Annotated in this window: 8 protein-coding genes, 3 rRNA genes and 1 pseudogene; 2 read left to right on the top strand and 10 right to left on the bottom strand. The window is 67.2% G+C overall.

Annotated elements, in window-relative coordinates; genetic code table 11:
• Positions 1 to 87: 87 nt before the first annotated feature.
• Positions 88 to 288, top strand: a pseudogene (locus ACZ2G1_RS00885) (transcription initiation protein); the annotation flags it as partial.
• 33 nt (positions 289 to 321) lie between these two features.
• Here the strand turns inward: ACZ2G1_RS00885 and ACZ2G1_RS00880 are convergent.
• The 10 genes from ACZ2G1_RS00880 to ACZ2G1_RS00835 form a co-directional block, all read right to left on the bottom strand.
• Positions 322 to 804 carry a GyrI-like domain-containing protein gene (locus tag ACZ2G1_RS00880; protein WP_470377334.1) on the bottom strand — a complete coding sequence of 161 codons (483 nt, stop codon included), beginning with the start codon at positions 802 to 804 and terminating at the stop codon, positions 322 to 324.
• 238 nt (positions 805 to 1042) lie between these two features.
• Positions 1043 to 1159: ribosomal RNA gene (rrf, locus tag ACZ2G1_RS00875) — 5S ribosomal RNA — on the bottom strand.
• A gap of 231 nt (positions 1160 to 1390) precedes the next feature.
• Positions 1391 to 4519: ribosomal RNA gene (locus ACZ2G1_RS00870) — 23S ribosomal RNA — on the bottom strand.
• A gap of 589 nt (positions 4520 to 5108) precedes the next feature.
• A 16S ribosomal RNA gene (locus tag ACZ2G1_RS00865) occupies positions 5109 to 6634 on the bottom strand.
• The 16S, 23S and 5S rRNA genes sit together here, the layout of an rRNA operon.
• 460 nt (positions 6635 to 7094) lie before the next feature.
• Positions 7095 to 8405: a tyrosine--tRNA ligase gene (gene tyrS, locus ACZ2G1_RS00860; RefSeq protein ID WP_017832867.1), complete on the bottom strand. Its 1311-nt coding sequence runs from the start codon at positions 8403 to 8405 to the stop codon at positions 7095 to 7097.
• A 67-nt stretch (positions 8406 to 8472) separates the two neighbouring features.
• A complete protein-coding gene (locus ACZ2G1_RS00855) occupies positions 8473 to 10731 on the bottom strand; it encodes a HelD family protein (RefSeq protein WP_126346400.1) in 2259 nt (752 codons plus the stop codon).
• A 118-nt stretch (positions 10732 to 10849) separates the two neighbouring features.
• A complete protein-coding gene (locus tag ACZ2G1_RS00850) occupies positions 10850 to 11386 on the bottom strand; it encodes an adenine phosphoribosyltransferase (RefSeq protein WP_031282693.1) in 537 nt (178 codons plus the stop codon).
• A gap of 24 nt (positions 11387 to 11410) precedes the next feature.
• Positions 11411 to 12091, bottom strand: a complete 681-nt coding sequence (locus tag ACZ2G1_RS00845) for a DNA-3-methyladenine glycosylase (RefSeq protein ID WP_031282695.1) — start codon at positions 12089 to 12091, stop codon at positions 11411 to 11413.
• Entirely contained in the window at positions 12088 to 13536 is a 1449-nt protein-coding gene (gene argH / locus ACZ2G1_RS00840) for an argininosuccinate lyase (protein ID WP_017832871.1), read from the bottom strand. Before argH ends, ACZ2G1_RS00845 begins: the two co-directional genes overlap by 4 nt.
• A 140-nt stretch (positions 13537 to 13676) precedes the next feature.
• Entirely contained in the window at positions 13677 to 14888 is a 1212-nt protein-coding gene (locus ACZ2G1_RS00835; protein ID WP_031282696.1) for an argininosuccinate synthase, read from the bottom strand.
• A 312-nt stretch (positions 14889 to 15200) separates the two neighbouring features.
• Here ACZ2G1_RS00835 and ACZ2G1_RS00830 point away from each other — a divergent pair, with 312 nt between their 5' ends.
• Complete coding sequence (locus tag ACZ2G1_RS00830; protein WP_017832873.1) at positions 15201 to 16877, top strand: catalase; 1677 nt, start codon at positions 15201 to 15203, stop codon at positions 16875 to 16877.
• Positions 16878 to 16905: the final 28 nt, after the last annotated feature.

The following is a 16905-nucleotide window of genomic DNA, read 5'->3' as shown; positions in this document are numbered from 1 at the left end:
CGTCGGAGCCATCATCGGGCGGGGCACCCGTGCGGTGCCCCGCCGAGGAGCAGAGGGACGGCGCCGCCGGAGCAGAGGAGTCCTTCCATGACGAAGTACCTGATCTCGTTCCCGAGTGAGGCCATGGTGGTCCCCGAGGAGGATTTCGAGGCGGTGGTGGAGGCCTCGCACGCCGTCATCGAGGAGGCCAAGGCGGCGGGCGTGTACGTCTTCGGCGGCGGGATCGACGAAGACGTGGACCCGGTGCTCGTGGACGCCGACGGCACCGTCGCCGAGGGCACGAGGCCTTCCCCGGCCGTGGGCCGAGCGGCCCGCGGGACATCAGGGGCGCAGCATCCAGTGGAGCTCGGTGACCATGTCGGCAGGGTCGTCCCCCGGCCGCGGCTCGGTCACGTAGACCTCCCACATGCGGTCTCCGAGGGAGAGGCCCTGATGCCCCGCCCACTCCGCCAGGTGCTGCCAGGATCGCCCGAGGTCGTCGTAGTTGCCGCGGTGCACGGACGTCGCCACGCGAGAGGCGGGCAGCCGGCCCGCCACCACTGCGCCCTTCGGGCAGACCTCCCCCTGCACCGGGAAACCCACCTCCAGGTGGACCGTCTCCGCCGGAACCCCGTGGTAGACGGCCATCGGCGGACCTGTCGGCTCGAACGCCCCGTCGGACATCGCCTGTCCCAGTTCGCCGAAGGCGCGGTCGAAGAACTCCCGCAGCTCGCCCATGGCCACCGTTCCCGTCACCACCGCCGTGGGCTGCTCGTCCTGCTCGATCACCCTCGGGGTCTGGGACTCATGGTCGGTCGTATCCATGCCCGCATTATCCGCCGACGGCCGGAATCGCGCTTCTGTGACGGACAGCGGTCGGTCCGTGGAGCGGCGGCCGTACCGCGGGTCCGGCTCGCTCGCCGGCGGCAGCGGGGCCCAAGGATGAGCACAGGCCCTCACCGTGGGATGAGGGCCTGTGCCGTAGAGCTCGTGCTGGATGATGGGTGTTAAATGCGGGGAGCCCCCGCACCGTGTGGTGCGGGGGCTCGACCCTGGTGGTGTGGTCCGGCGGTGTCCTACTCTCCCACACCCTTCCGGGTGCAGTACCATCGGCGCTGCGGGTCTTAGCTTCCGGGTTCGGGATGGGACCGGGCGTTTCCCCCACGCTATGACCGCCGTAACTCTGGTGCCCGACCCCGTGTTCGCCGCTGGGGCGTGCCGGCCGTGGGCCGGTGTACGGGGTGGGTAAGTCACTGTGGTTGTCCGCCCGTGGTGGGCGGTATTCAATTGCGGTTCCCTGTGCCCGCCGCCAGAGCGACGGGTGGGTTGTTGGTTGGGAGCCGTATAGTGGACGCGGTGTTCTGTGGTGACCCCACCCTTCGTTCCCAACACGTGTTGGGGGGTGGGGGTGTGGTGTAAGTTGTCGGCTTATTAGTACCGGTCGGCTGCACACGTCGTTGGTTCGTGCTTCCACCTCCGGCCTATCAACCCAGTGGTCTAGCTGGGGGCCTCTCACACCAAATGGTGTATGGAAATCTCATCTCGAAGCGAGCTTCCCGCTTAGATGCTTTCAGCGGTTATCTCTTCCGAACGTAGCGAAGCAGCGGTGCACCTGGCGGTACAACTGCCATACCAGAGGTTCGTCCGTCCCGGTCCTCTCGTACTAAAGACAGGTCTTCTCAAATTTCCTGCGCGCGCAGCGGATAGGGACCGAACTGTCTCACGACGTTCTGAACCCAGCTCGCGTACCGCTTTAATGGGCGAACAGCCCAACCCTTGGGACCAACTCCAGCCCCAGGATGCGACGAGCCGACATCGAGGTGCCAAACCATGCCGTCGATATGGACTCTTGGGCAAGATCAGCCTGTTATCCCCGAGGTACCTTTTATCCGTTGAGCGACGGCCATTCCACAATGTACCGCCGGATCACTAGTCCCGACTTTCGTCCCTGCTCGAGCTGTCGCTCTCACAGTCAAGCTCCCTTGTGCACTTACACTCGACACCTGATTGCCAACCAGGCTGAGGGAACCTTTGGGCGCCTCCGTTACTCTTTAGGAGGCAACCGCCCCAGTTAAACTACCCATCAGGCACTGTCCCTGACCCGGATCACGGGCCGAAGTTAGATGTCCAGAGTGACCAGAGTGGTATTTCAACGTTGACTCCACGTGCACTGGCGTGCCCGCTTCACCGTCTCCCACCTATCCTACACAAGCCACACCGAACACCAATACCAAACTATAGTAAAGGTCTCGGGGTCTTTCCGTCCTGCTGCGCGTAACGAGCATCTTTACTCGTACTGCAATTTCGCCGAGTTCATGGTTGAGACAGCGGGGAAGTCGTTACTCCATTCGTGCAGGTCGGAACTTACCCGACAAGGAATTTCGCTACCTTAGGATGGTTATAGTTACCACCGCCGTTTACTGGGGCTTAAATTCTCCGCTTCGCCGTGAGGCTAACAGGTCCTCTTAACCTTCCAGCACCGGGCAGGAGTCAGTCCGTATACATCGTCTTGCGACTTCGCACGGACCTGTGTTTTTGATAAACAGTCGCTTCCCCCTGGTCTCTGCGGCCCTTACCCGCTCGCACCAGCAAGTGGTGTCCACGGTCGGGGCCCCCCTTCTCCCGAAGTTACGGGGGCATTTTGCCGAGTTCCTTAACCATGATTCTCTCGATCGCCTTAGTATTCTCTACCTGATCACCTGTGTCGGTTTGGGGTACGGGCGGCTGGAACCTCGCGTCGATGCTTTTCTCGGCAGCATAGGATCACCGAATCCCCCCACGAATGGGGGTCCCGTCACGTCTCAGGCTCAATGATCCGCGGATTTGCCAACGGATCGCCCTACACGCTTAGACCGGGTCTACCATCGCCCGGCTCGGCTACCTTCCTGCGTCACACCTGTTAATACGCTTACCTCCCCGGTTCAGGTCCCACGCTCCCCGGAGCCGGCGGCGACCAATGGTCACCGCATGGCCCGGTTCGGGTGGTTAGTGTCCCCGGTTCGATAGGGGCGGTTCTTCGCCGGTACGGGAATATCAACCCGTTGTCCATCGACTACGCCTGTCGGCCTCGCCTTAGGTCCCGACTGACCCAGGGCAGATTAGCTTGACCCTGGAACCCTTGATCATCCGGCGGACGGGTTTCTCACCCGTCATTCGCTACTCATGCCTGCATTCTCACTCGTGTGGGCTCCACCACTGGGTCACCCCGCAGCTTCACTGCCCACACGACGCTCCCCTACCCATCGCACCACCTGAACCGGCCCGAAGACCGGTTGGGTATCATTGGTGCAATGCCACAACTTCGGCGGTGTACTTGAGCCCCGCTACATTGTCGGCGCGGAATCACTTGACCAGTGAGCTATTACGCACTCTTTCAAGGATGGCTGCTTCTAAGCCAACCTCCTGGTTGTCTAAGCAACTCCACATCCTTTCCCACTTAGCACACGCTTAGGGGCCTTAGTTGGTGGTCTGGGCTGTTTCCCTCTCGACTATGAAGCTTATCCCCCACAGTCTCACTGCTACGCTCTCACTTACCGGCATTCGGAGTTTGGCTGACGTCAGTAACCTTGTAGGGCCCATCGGCCATCCAGTAGCTCTACCTCCGGCAAGAAACACGTAACGCTGCACCTAAATGCATTTCGGGGAGAACCAGCTATCACGAAGTTTGATTGGCCTTTCACCCCTACCCACAGCTCATCCCCTCCATTTTCAACTGAAGTGGGTTCGGTCCTCCACGCGCTCTTACACGCGCTTCAACCTGGCCATGGGTAGATCACTTCGCTTCGGGTCTAGATCACGCCACTCACTCGCCCTGTTCAGACTCGCTTTCGCTACGGATACCCCTCACGGGTTAACCTCGCGACGTAACACTAACTCGCAGGCTCATTCTTCAAAAGGCACGCCGTCACCTTGTAGGGCTCCGACGGTTTGTAGGCACACGGTTTCAGGTACTATTTCACTCCCCTCCCGGGGTACTTTTCACCTTTCCCTCACGGTACTGGTCCGCTATCGGTCATCAGGTAGTATTTAGGCTTACCAGGTGGTCCTGGCAGATTCACACGGGATTTCTCGGGCCCCGTGCTACTTGGGTACGCGTACCGTGCGGCAGCAACGATTTCGTCTACGGGACTCTCACCCTCTCCGGTCCGGCACTCACACCGGTTCGACTATCGCCCTGCACTCACACGCCCGGGCCGGCAGACCCGGGACGACACGCCCCACGACCCCGATGATGCAACCCCTGCCGGGTATCACACACCATCGGTTTGGCCTCTTCCGCGTTCGCTCGCCACTACTGACGGAATCACTGTTGTTTTCTCTTCCTGTGGGTACTGAGATGTTTCACTTCCCCACGTTCCCTCCACACACCCTATGAATTCAGGTGCGGGTCACCACGCATAACACGTAGTGGGGTTTCCCCATTCGGAGACCCTCGGATCACAGCTCGTTTATCAGCTCCCCGAGGCTTATCGCAGATTACCGCGTCCTTCATCGGCTCCTGATGCCAAGGCATCCACCGTGCGCCCTTAAAAACTTGCCACATGATCACAGAACACACCGATACCACCACCACCACACCCCAACGGGGTACGGCAGCGGTATCTCGGCGATCAATCACGAACACGGCACCACAACCCACCAGACACACCCCCCGCGAAGGGAGCGACGCCCGGCTGCCTGCGGCACCTGTTCTTAAGATGCTCGCGTCCACTATACAGTTCTCAAACAACAACCCGCACACCCTGCACACTGGTGGCTGCACCCCCTAACGGGAACACGACCACCGGCAGGACGCCGGGAACCTGCGACACAACACCCCCACCCCCACCAAAGGGGACAGGGCCTGTTGTCTCAGGACCCAATAGTGCGCCACGGACCACACCCACCACCGGACCGGCTCTCTTCCACCACCCACACCGGAGGAACCCCACAGGGCCCACCACGGTGGGACAGGTACTAGGACCCGACCCGGCCGGCAACCCCCACACCCGCCGGATCGGAACCCGGGAAGCACAGGAGGAGTGCGGCCACTTGCTCGTTGATATTCCACCCATGAGCTCACCCCACCAGCACCACGGACGGGCACTAGGGCGGGGGCGACCACCACACGGTAGTCAACGGCTCCTTAGAAAGGAGGTGATCCAGCCGCACCTTCCGGTACGGCTACCTTGTTACGACTTAGTCCCAATCGCCAGTCCCACCTTCGACGGCTCCCTCCCACAAGGGGTTAGGCCACCGGCTTCGGGTGTTACCAACTTTCGTGACTTGACGGGCGGTGTGTACAAGGCCCGGGAACGTATTCACCGCAGCGTTGCTGATCTGCGATTACTAGCGACTCCGACTTCATGAGGTCGAGTTGCAGACCTCAATCCGAACTGAGACCGGCTTTTTGGGATTAGCTCCACCTCACAGTATCGCAACCCTTTGTACCGGCCATTGTAGCATGCGTGAAGCCCAAGACATAAGGGGCATGATGATTTGACGTCATCCCCACCTTCCTCCGAGTTGACCCCGGCAGTCTCCTATGAGTCCCCACCATCACGTGCTGGCAACATAGAACGAGGGTTGCGCTCGTTGCGGGACTTAACCCAACATCTCACGACACGAGCTGACGACAACCATGCACCACCTGTCCACCAGCCCCGAAGGGAAACCCCATCTCTGGGGCGGTCCGGTGAATGTCAAGCCTTGGTAAGGTTCTTCGCGTTGCATCGAATTAATCCGCATGCTCCGCCGCTTGTGCGGGCCCCCGTCAATTCCTTTGAGTTTTAGCCTTGCGGCCGTACTCCCCAGGCGGGGCACTTAATGCGTTAGCTACGGCGCGGAAAACGTGGAATGTCCCCCACACCTAGTGCCCAACGTTTACGGCATGGACTACCAGGGTATCTAATCCTGTTCGCTCCCCATGCTTTCGCTCCTCAGCGTCAGTAACAGCCCAGAGACCTGCCTTCGCCATCGGTGTTCCTCCTGATATCTGCGCATTTCACCGCTACACCAGGAATTCCAGTCTCCCCTACTGCACTCTAGTCTGCCCGTACCCACTGCAGACCCGGGGTTGAGCCCCGGGCTTTCACAGCAGACGCGACAAACCGCCTACGAGCTCTTTACGCCCAATAATTCCGGACAACGCTTGCGCCCTACGTATTACCGCGGCTGCTGGCACGTAGTTAGCCGGCGCTTCTTCTGCAGGTACCGTCACTCTCGCTTCTTCCCTACTGAAAGAGGTTTACAACCCGAAGGCCGTCATCCCTCACGCGGCGTCGCTGCATCAGGCTTCCGCCCATTGTGCAATATTCCCCACTGCTGCCTCCCGTAGGAGTCTGGGCCGTGTCTCAGTCCCAGTGTGGCCGGTCACCCTCTCAGGCCGGCTACCCGTCGTCGCCTTGGTGAGCCATTACCCCACCAACAAGCTGATAGGCCGTGAGCCCATCCAAAACCAGTAAAACCCTTTCCACCACCCACCATGCGGTAAGAGGTAGTATCCAGTATTAGACCCAGTTTCCCAGGCTTATCCCAGAGTCAAGGGCAGGTTACTCACGTATTACTCACCCGTTCGCCACTAATCCGCCCAGCAAGCTGGGCATCATCGTTCGACTTGCATGTGTTAAGCACGCCGCCAGCGTTCGTCCTGAGCCAGGATCAAACTCTCCGTCAAAAAAACAACGAAAACATCAAACCCCGGCTGAAAATGTCGCCACCACCCCACGGAGGCAGGACGGCGACAACCAATCAACCGAATAAAACATCCGGTATCAACAAACATGGCACACTATTGAGTTCTCAAACAACAGACCAGCAACCAGGCAACACACCCGGAAACCGTGTTGGAATTTTCGGTGCCCTCCGCGTCGGAACTTCGTTCCCCGCCTCAGGCAGCTCGACCATCCTACGCAGTCCGTTCTCGGCGTGTCAACTTGCGTTGTTCCGGGTCCGGACCGACCTGAACGGTCGCTCCCGCATGAACTAGGCAGCACCTCTCGGTCCTGCTGCTCTTTGCGGTGTCGTCGCCCGCCGGCCTCTCGGCCCTGCCTGACGACTCGATGAACACTACACCCCCGCCCAGGGGCCTGCAAGCTCGGCTCCCGGACGGGGGTGGTGGGCGGATCGGGCCCGGATCAGGCCTCCACGGTGACGGCGGCGAGGTGCTTCTTGCCGCGGCGCAGCAGCGCCCATCGGCCGTGCAGGAGCTGGTCGGGCCCGAGCTCGGCGTCCTCACCGACGACCTTTTCGTTGTTGACGTACGCCCCGCCCTCCTTGAGGGTTCGGCGCGCGGCGGACTTCGACTCGGACAGCCCGGTGGCCACGAGGAGGTCGGCGACCTGCAGCGCTCCGGCGGACACGCTCGCGCCGGGCAGCTCCCGGGCGACCGAGTCCAGGGTCTCGGCGTCGAGCTCCGTGAGCTCGCCGCGTCCGAAGACGGCGGCCGAGGCCGCGATCGCCTTCTCGGTCGCCGCCTCCCCGTGCACCAGCGAGTTGACCTCCCAGGCGAGGACCTTCTGGGCCTGCCTCTTGTAGGGCTCCTCCTCGACGGAGCGCGCCAGCTCCTCGATCTCGGCCCGGGTCTTGAAGGTGAAGACCTTGAGCCGGTCGACCACGTCCGCGTCGGCCGTGTTGAGCCAGAACTGGTAGAAGGCGTAGGGCGAGGTGAGCTCCGGGTCCAGCCACACCGCGTTGCCCTCGGACTTGCCGAACTTCGTGCCGTCCGAGTTGGTGATCAGCGGGGTGCCGACGGCGTGCACGGACACGCCCTCGACCTTGCGGATCAGGTCGGTCCCGGAGGTCAGGTTCCCCCACTGGTCGGAGCCCCCGGTCTGCAGGGTGCACCCGTGGTCGCGGTAGAGGTTCAGGTAGTCCAGTCCCTGCAGGATCTGGTAGCTGAACTCGGTGTAGGAGATGCCCTCCTCCGAGTTGAGCCGCTTGGCCACGATGTCCTTCTTGATCATCGTGCCGACCCGGAAGTGCTTGCCGATGTCGCGGAGGAAGTCGATGGCGGAGAGCTGGGAGGTCCAGTCCAGGTTGTTGACCATGACGGCCCGGTTCTCGCCCTCGAAGGAGAGGAAGCGCTCGACCTGGGCGCGCAGCAGGTCCACCCACTGCGCGACGGTCTCCCGGGAGTTCAGGACCCGCTCGGAGCTCTGCCGCGGGTCCCCGATCAGACCGGTGGACCCGCCCACGAGCCCGATCGGGTGGTGACCGGCGAGCTGGAGCCGGCGCATCAGCAGCAGCTGCACCAGGTGCCCGAGGTGCAGGGACGCCGCGGTGGGGTCGAACCCGCAGTAGTAGGTGACCTTCTCCTCCGCGAGCGACCGCTCGAGGGCCGCCTCGTCGGTCGACACGTGCACGAGGCCGCGCCACTGCAGCTCCTGCCACACGTTGGCGAAGGACGGATCGTTGTGCTGGAGGTCCAGGTCTATTGCGTTCGACACGGCTTCCAAGGTACCAGGACGCGGAGGGGGTTCCCCTCCGCGTCCCGGTGTCCCCGGCGGCCCGGGTTCAGAACCGGTCGAGGCCGGCCGGCAGCGGCCGGGCGGCGACGACGCGCAGCCGCTGGGTGGGCCGGGTCATGGCCACGTACAGGTTGCCGACCCCGCCGCCGACCTCCTCGACGAGCGCCTGCGGCTCGACGACCACCACCGAGTCGAACTCCAGTCCCTTGGCGTCCCACGCGGAGAGGACCACGACCTGCCGGTCCAGCCGGCGGACCCCGGCACCCACGAGCCCGGGCAGGGCCCCGGCGAGTGCCGTGCCGATCTCCTGCACGCGGTCCTCGGGCACGACCACGGCCACGAGCCCGCCGCTGACCAGGTCGAGCTCGGTGCGCACCTGCTCGAGGACGCCCTCGACCACGTCCGCGGCGCCGACCCGCTGCACGATCGGCGGCTCGCCCTCCCGGACGGCCCGCGGGGCGGAGATGTCCAGGCCGGCGGCCCGGGCGACGTCGACCGCGGCCTCGGCGATCTCGGCGGGGGTGCGGTAGTTGACCGTGAGCTCGTCGAGGACGAACCGCTCCCCCACGAAGGGCTCGAGGGCGTCCTGCCAGCTGCGGGCGGCGGTGGCCGAGCCCGCCTGGGCGATGTCGCCGACCACGGTGAACGACTTCATGGGGCACCGGCGCATGAGCACGCGCCACTGCATCGGCGAGAGCTCCTGTGCCTCGTCGACCACGACGTGCCCGTAGGCCCACGTGCGGTCCGCGGTCGCGGCCTCGGCGGCGGTCATCCGGTGCTGGGTGACCGCGTTGAAGTCCGTGAGCTGGGCCGCGGTCACGATGCCGTCCGCGCCGACGTCCTCGAGGCTCTGGTGCATGTTCGCCAGCGCGTGCTCGGCGTTGTCCGTTGCCTTGCGGTGCTCCCGGTCCGCCTCGGCCCGCCGGCGCACCCCGGCCTCGTCGAGGTCGCCCAGCAGCTCGGCGGCCTCGTCCAGCAGCGGCACGTCGGCCACGGTGAAGGGGGCGTCGGCCGGGCGCAGCAGGGCCTCGACCTGGGCGGCGCTCAGGTGCGGGGCTGCGGACTCGAGGTAGTGCCGCTTGCTGAACAGCTGCGCGACGAGGGTCTGGGGCGACAGCGGCATCCACGCGAGGTTGAGCGCGATCCGCACGTCCCGGGACTGCCGGATGTCCTCCGCGAGGTAGGAGCGGTCCATGACGTTGCCGCTGGTGGTGTTGAGGTGCTCGCCGAGCTGCTCGGTGAGCTCGCGCAGGACGATCTTCACGAACGTGTTGCGCGCCTCGTTGTGCGGCTTCCCCGTGGCACGGGCCTTGTCCCGGGCACGCTTGACGGTGCGCGGGGTCAGCGTCACGCGGTGGGAGTCGACGCGCAGGACCTGGTCCGCCGCCGGGACCTTCTGCCGGTCCCGCACGGCGCGGGCCACGACCTCGGCCATGTCGAGGCCGGACTTGAGCCGGGCGGTCCGGGGGTCGCGCTCGGGGACGGCCGCCACGCCGGGGAACAGCTCGGAGAGGGAGGACATCACGACGCCGGTCTCCCCGAGCGCCGGCAGCACCCGTTCGATGTACCACATGAACGACGACGACGGGCCGACGATCAGCACTCCCGCCTTGCGCAGCCGCTCCCGGTGCTCGTAGAGCAGGTACGCCGCCCGGTGCAGCGCCACGGCGGTCTTGCCGGTGCCGGGCCCGCCCTGCACCACGCGGACGCCGGGCAGCGGGGCGCGGATGATCTTGTCCTGCTCGGCCTGGATGGTCGCGACGATGTCCGACATCCGTCCGGTGCGCTTCTGGTTCAGCGCCGCGAGCAGAGCGCCCTCGCCGTGGAGCACGCCCTCGTCCTCGAGCATGTCCGGGTCGAGGACGTCGTCCTCGAGGGCGGCGACGTCGCGGCCCTCCAGGATGAGGTGGCGGCGGCGCCGGATGCCCATGGGGTTCTGCGCGGTGGCCTGGTAGAAGGCCGCGGCCTCGCGGGCGCGCCAGTCCACCATGAGCCGCTGGTGGTCCGCGGTGGCCAGGCCGATGCGCCCGACGTAGCGGCGGTCGCCGTCCTGGCCGTCCAGGCGGCCGAAGACGAGCCGGTGGTCCACGGCCTCGAGCTGGGCGAGCCGGTCCTCGTAGTGGGAGGCGAACGCGTCACGCTCCGCGCGGTTCTGGTGGTTGCCGAAGGACTCGCTGCGGCGCACGGCCGCGAGCTCGGCGGTCTTCTCGGCCCGCAGCTCGTCGAGCCGGTCGTAGAGCATCGCGACGTACGCGCGTTCGACAGCAAGTTGCTCGGCCGCCATCGTGGCGACGGTCTCTGCCATGGGTGGACACCTCGTTCCGGATCGAACAGACCATCGATTCTACCGGTCCGCGGGCGTTCCGACGGCGATCCGGCGGCGCGGTGCGTCACAGTGCTTCGCCGGGGTGCTTCGCCCCTGGTCAGACCCGGTACAGTGCCCGCACCCGGTGGCCGCCGAGCTGGCTGCGGCCCCGCAGGTCGGTGAGCTCCATGATCAGCCCGAACCCGGCGACGTGCAGCCCGGCCCGGTGCAGCAGCTGCGCCGTGGCCCCGAGGGTGCCGCCGGTCGCGAGGATGTCGTCGAGCACGAGCACGCGGGCCCCGCGCGGGACGTCGTCGGTGTGGATCTCCAGCACCGCCGAGCCGTACTCCAGCACGTACTCCTCGCGGAAGGTCTCCCGGGGGAGCTTCCCGGCCTTGCGCACCGGGATGAGGCCCACGCCCGTCGCGTAGGCCACGGCCCCCGCCATGAGGAAGCCCCGGGCCTCGACGCCGGCCACGTGGTCGAACTGGCCGCGGAAGGCGTCGGCCAGGGCGTCGACGGTCCGCCGGAAGCCGGGACCGTCCGCGAACAGGGGCGTCAGGTCGCGGAAGAGGACCCCCGGCTCCGGGTAGTCGGGGATCTTCACGCACAGGCGCTCGATCATCTGCTCAACGGATTCAGTCACACCGCTCATGCTATCCGCCCGGGTCCCGCGGACTCAGCGGCGCCGGCGCGGGACCGCGGCGCGGTACGGGGACACGGAGGCCTCGCCGGGCAGCCACCAGCGCCAGGGGAACTCAGGGGTCCCGCCGGGTCCGGACACCCCCGTGCGGGGCCCGCGGCCGGCGGCGGGGGCGTCCCCCGGGCCGGGCAGCCGCAGGAAGAAGCCCGGCGCCGCGGCGTCCCCCGCGGTGAGCGGTGCGCCGTCGTGGGTCAGGTCGATGCCCAGGGCCTTGGCGAGGTTGCCGGGGCCACGTGCCAGCGCGGCGTCGGGCACCGGGCCGGAGCGTCCGGCGGCCCGGCGGGCGCGGGCCAGCGGCACGCCCTCGACGACCTCGCCCGCGCGGAGCAGGCACCCGCCGGCGGTGCCCTCGGGGCGGCAGACCAGGTTCACGGCGTGGTGCATGCCGTAGGTGAAGTACACGTAGACGTGGCCCGGCGGACCGAACATCGAGGCGTTGCGCGCCGTCCGCCCGCGCCACGTGTGCGCCCCCGGGTCCGGCAGGTCGGAGCCGTCCGGCCCGCCGTAGGCCTCGACCTCCGTGATCCGCAGGACCACGGAGCCCTCGGCGGTCCGGTGGCCGAACAGGCTCCCGAGCAGCCGGGGGGCCACCTCGGGAGCCGGCCGGGACAGCAGCTCGAGCAGCGCCGGCCCGGTGACGGGCCCGTTCACGCTCATCCTGCGACGATCGGCGCCCGCCGCGAGAACTCCGCGGCCTCGGCCACCTGGCGCTCGAGCTCGCCGATCTGCGCGGCCACGGCCGACGGCGCCGTGCCGCCCTGGGCGCTGCGCGAGGCCAGCGAACCCGCCACGGTGAGCACCTCGCGCACGCCGGGGGTGAGCCGGTCTGAGATGGCGGCGAAGTCCTCGTCGGAGAGGTCCCACAGCTCGATCCCGCGCTGCTCGCAGACGCGCACCGCGTCCCCGGCGACCTCGTGCGCGTCCCGGAAGGGCACGCCCTGGCGCACGAGCCACTCGGCCACGTCCGTGGCGAGGGCGAAGCCCTGCGGGGCGAGCTCGGCCATCCGCCCGGTGTTGAAGTCGAGGGTGGCGATCATCCCCGCGACCGCGGGCAGCAGCACCTCGAGCTGGTCGATCGCGTCGAAGACGGGCTCCTTGTCCTCCTGGAGGTCCCGGTTGTAGGCCAGCGGCAGGCCCTTGAGCGTGGCCAGCAGCCCGGTGAGGTCGCCGATCAGCCGGCCGGCCTTGCCGCGGGCGAGCTCGGCGATGTCCGGGTTCTTCTTCTGCGGCATGATCGAGGACCCGGTGGAGAAGGCGTCGTCGAGGGTGACGAAGGAGAACTCCTTGGTGGCCCACGTGGTGATCTCCTCGGAGATCCGGGACATGTCCACGGCGATCATCGCGGTGACCCAGGAGAACTCGGCGTAGACGTCCCGGGCCGCGGTGCCGTCGATGGAGTTGTGCACGGCGGAGTCGAAGCCCAGCTCGGCGGCGACGGCCCCCGGGTCCAGTCCGAGCGAGGACCCGGCGAGCGCCCCCGAGCCGTACGGGGAGACCGCCGCGCGGGCGTCCCAGTCCACGAGGCGCTGCACGTCCCGCAGCATCGCCCACGCGTGGGCGAGCAGGTGGTGGGACAGCAGCACCGGCTGGGCGTGCTGGAGGTGGGTGCGCCCGGGCATCGGGGCCTCCGGGTGGGCCTTCGCCTGGTCCAGGAGGGCCTGCACGACGTCGAGCACGTTGCGGGCGATGATCGCGGCGTGGTCGCGCAGGTACATCCGCCCGAGGGTGGCGATCTGGTCGTTGCGGGACCGGCCGGCGCGCAGCTTGCCGCCGAGCTCGGGCCCGGCCCGCTCGATGAGGCCCTTCTCGAGGGAGCCGTGGACGTCCTCGTCGGAGGGGGCGGGCGCGTAGGCCCCGGAGCGGACGTCGGCCTCGAGCCGGTCGAGGGCGTCGAGCATGCCCCCGAGCTCGTCGTCGGTCAGCAGCCCCGCGGTGCGCAGGACCCGGGCGTGGGCCCGGGAGCCCGCGATGTCGTAGGGGGCCAGGCGCCAGTCGAAGTGCGTCGACCGGCTCAGCGCCGCGAGGGCGTCGGCCGGTCCCCCGGCGAAGCGCCCGCCCCAGAGCGCGCCCTCGTTGGTGCCGTGCTTGTCCTGCTGCGCCATGTCTCTCCTCGTGGGTTCCGCCGGGGCCGGGGCCGCCGGGGGTCGGGTCGGCCGGGCGTGGGCGGAGGGCCCCACCGCCGGGATGGGGCCCTCCGTCGTCGTGCCCGTTCCTGCTGGGGACGAGCCTACGTGCTCGGGGGCTACTTGCCCTCGGCCGCGATCCGCTGCTCGCGGGACGCCGCGACCTTAGAGGACATGCCGAACAGCTCGATGAACCCGCGGGCCTGGGACTGGTCGAACGCGTCGCCCTCGTCGTAGGTGGCGAGGTTGAAGTCGTACAGGGAGGTGTTCGAGCGGCGGCCGGTGACCGTGGCCTGGCCGGCGTGCAGGGTCATCCGGATGTCGCCGTCCACGTACTTCTGGGTGTCCTGGATGAACGCGTCGAGGGACTGCTTGAGCGGGGAGAACCACTGGCCGTCGTAGACGAGCTCGGTCCAGCGCTGGGTGGCCATCCGCTTGAAGCGGGCCTGCTCGCGCTCGACCGTCACGTTCTCCAGCTCGCGGTGCGCGGCGATCAGGGCCATGGCGCCGGGGGCCTCGTAGACCTCGCGGGACTTGATGCCCACGAGCCGGTCCTCGACGATGTCGATCCGGCCCACGCCCTGGGCGCCGGCGCGGCGGTTCATCTCCTGGATCGCCTGCAGCGGGCTGACGGGCTGGCCGTCGAGGGCCACGGGGATGCCGCCCTTGAAGCTGATCACGACCTCGTCGGCCGGCGGCGGGAACGTGGGGTCGTCCGTGTAGTCGTAGACGTCCTTGGTGGGGGCGTTCCAGATGTCCTCGAGGAACCCGGTCTCCACGGCGCGGCCCCAGACGTTCTGGTCGATCGAGAAGGGGTTCTTCTTGGTCGTGGCGATCGGCAGGTGGTGCTTCTCGGCGTAGTTGATGGCCTTGTCGCGGGTGAGGGCGAGGTCGCGGACCGGGGCGATGCACTTGAGCTCGGGGCCCAGCGTCTGGATGCCCACCTCGAAGCGGACCTGGTCGTTGCCCTTGCCCGTGCAGCCGTGGGCCACGGTGGAGGCGCCGAAGCGCTTGGCGGCGGCCACGAGGTGCTTGACGATGACCGGGCGGGACAGCGCGGAGACCACGGGGTAGGCGTCCATGTAGAGGGCGTTCGCCTGCAGCGCCGGCATGCAGTACTCCGCGGCGAACTCGTCGCGGGCGTCGGCCACGTAGGCCTCGACGGCCCCGCAGTCGAGGGCGCGCCGGCGGATGGTCTCGAGGTCCTCGCCGCCCTGCCCCACGTCGACGGCGACGGCGATGACCTCGGCCCCCGTCGCCTCGCCGATCCAGCCGATGGCCACGGAGGTGTCGAGACCCCCGGAGTAGGCCAGCACAACACGCTCGGTCACGGTGTTCTCCTTCGTCGGTGGTCCGGGCGCCACGGCGTGGCCCCGCCTTCTGTGCATGACTATACACGTCGACTTGTATTTATGCATACTCTGCGGACCGTCCCGCGCACTCCCCCGCCGGGCCGCGCCCGCCCTCCGACCTGCGGAGGTGCCGTGCGCCACTCCGCAATTATGAATAGCTAGCAATAGCCCGGCCCTTCCGACATACTGGGGACCGGGTGTGATCCAGACCGACCGACCGCACCCCACCACGGCGGGGGCCACGCGCCCCGGCCGTCCTGCACACCCGGTCCCTACCCCGAGAGGAACCCCATGACGAACGTTCCCGAGCAGACCCTCACCACGCGTCAGGGCCACCCGGTCCACGACAACCAGAACACCCGCACCATCGGCTCCCGCGGGCCCGCGACCCTCGAGAACTACGCGTTCCTCGAGAAGATGAGCCACTTCGACCGCGAGCGCATCCCCGAGCGCGTGGTGCACGCCCGCGGCACCACCGCCTTCGGCTACTTCGAGGCCTACGGCGCCTACGGCGACGAGCCCATCGCGAAGTTCACCCGCGCCAAGGTCTTCGCCGAGGCCGGCAAGCGCACCGACGTGGCCGTGCGGTTCTCCACCGTGGCCGGCGGCCGGGACTCCTCCGAGGTGGCCCGCGACCCGCGCGGCTTCGCCGTGAAGATGTACACGGAGGAGGGCAACTGGGACCTCGTCGGCAACAACCTGGGCGTGTTCTTCATCCGGGACGCCATCAAGTTCCCCGACTTCATCCACTCCCAGAAGCCGGACCCCGTGAACTTCGAGGCCGGCGTGGCCAACCGCGCCTTCGACTTCTTCAGCCAGTCGCCCGAGGCGATGCACATGATCACGATCCTGTTCTCCCCGCGCGGGATCCCGGCGGACTACCGCCACCAGCAGGGCTTCGGCGTGAACACCTACAAGTGGGTCAACGCCGCCGGTGAGTCCCTCCTGGTGAAGTACCACTGGATCCCGAAGCAGGGCGTGAAGTCCCTCACCTCGGCCGACGCCGCGAACATCCAGGCCCAGACCCTCGGCTCGCACACCAAGGACCTCTACGACGCGATCGAGGCCGGCGACTACCCCGAGTGGGAGCTGCAGGTCCAGGTCATGGAGGACCACGACCACCCCGAGCTGGACTTCGACCCGCTGGACGACACCAAGGTGTGGCCGGAGGAGCTGTTCCCGCCGAAGCCGGTCGGGCGCATGGTGCTGAATCGCAACCCGCAGAACTTCTTCGCGGAGAACGAGCAGATCGCCTTCGGCACCGGCGTGCTGGTGGACGGCCTGGAGTTCTCCGACGACAAGATGCTCGTGGGCCGCACCTTCTCCTACTCGGACACCCAGCGCTACCGCGTGGGCCCGAACTACCTGCAGCTGCCGGTCAACGCGCCGAAGGCGCCGGTGGCCACCAACCAGCGCGACGGCCAGATGGCCTACGCCGTGGACCACGCCCCGGGCCAGAACCCGCACGTGAACTACGAGCCGTCCATCATCGGAGGCGTGCAGGAGACTCCGAAGCCCGAGGGGTACCAGCCCGAGGTCGGCCCGGAGATCAGCGCGCGCCTGACCCGCGCCCGGATCGAGCGGACCAACGACTACAAGCAGGCCGGCGAGCGCTTCCAGCTCCAGGAGGAGTGGGAGAAGGAGGAGCTCATCGACAACCTGGTCGGTGCGCTGTCCCAGTGCGACCGCCCGATCCAGGAGCGCATGGTCTGGCACTTCTACATGGTCGAGGACGAGATGGGCCGCCGCGTGGGCGACGGCATCGGCGTCTCCCTCGAGGACGTCAAGGACCTGGGCCCCCTGGCCACCCAGCGTCTCTCCGAGGAGGAGCTGCAGCGCGTGGCCAACCTCGGCAACAACGGCCCGCGCAGCGTGGCGGGTCTTACCATGACCCACTGCGTGCCCAACGAGCACGTGGCCGTGGAGCGCGAGCCCCAGCAGGCGAGCCCCGCGATGATGTCCAGCTGACCCGTCCGGGAGGCGCCCCGTCCGGGGC

It is taken from the genome of Kocuria sp. KKT182, from assembly GCF_055635395.1.
Note: the sequence above shows the minus strand (reverse complement) of the source record. Positions and strands in the feature narration are given on the sequence as shown.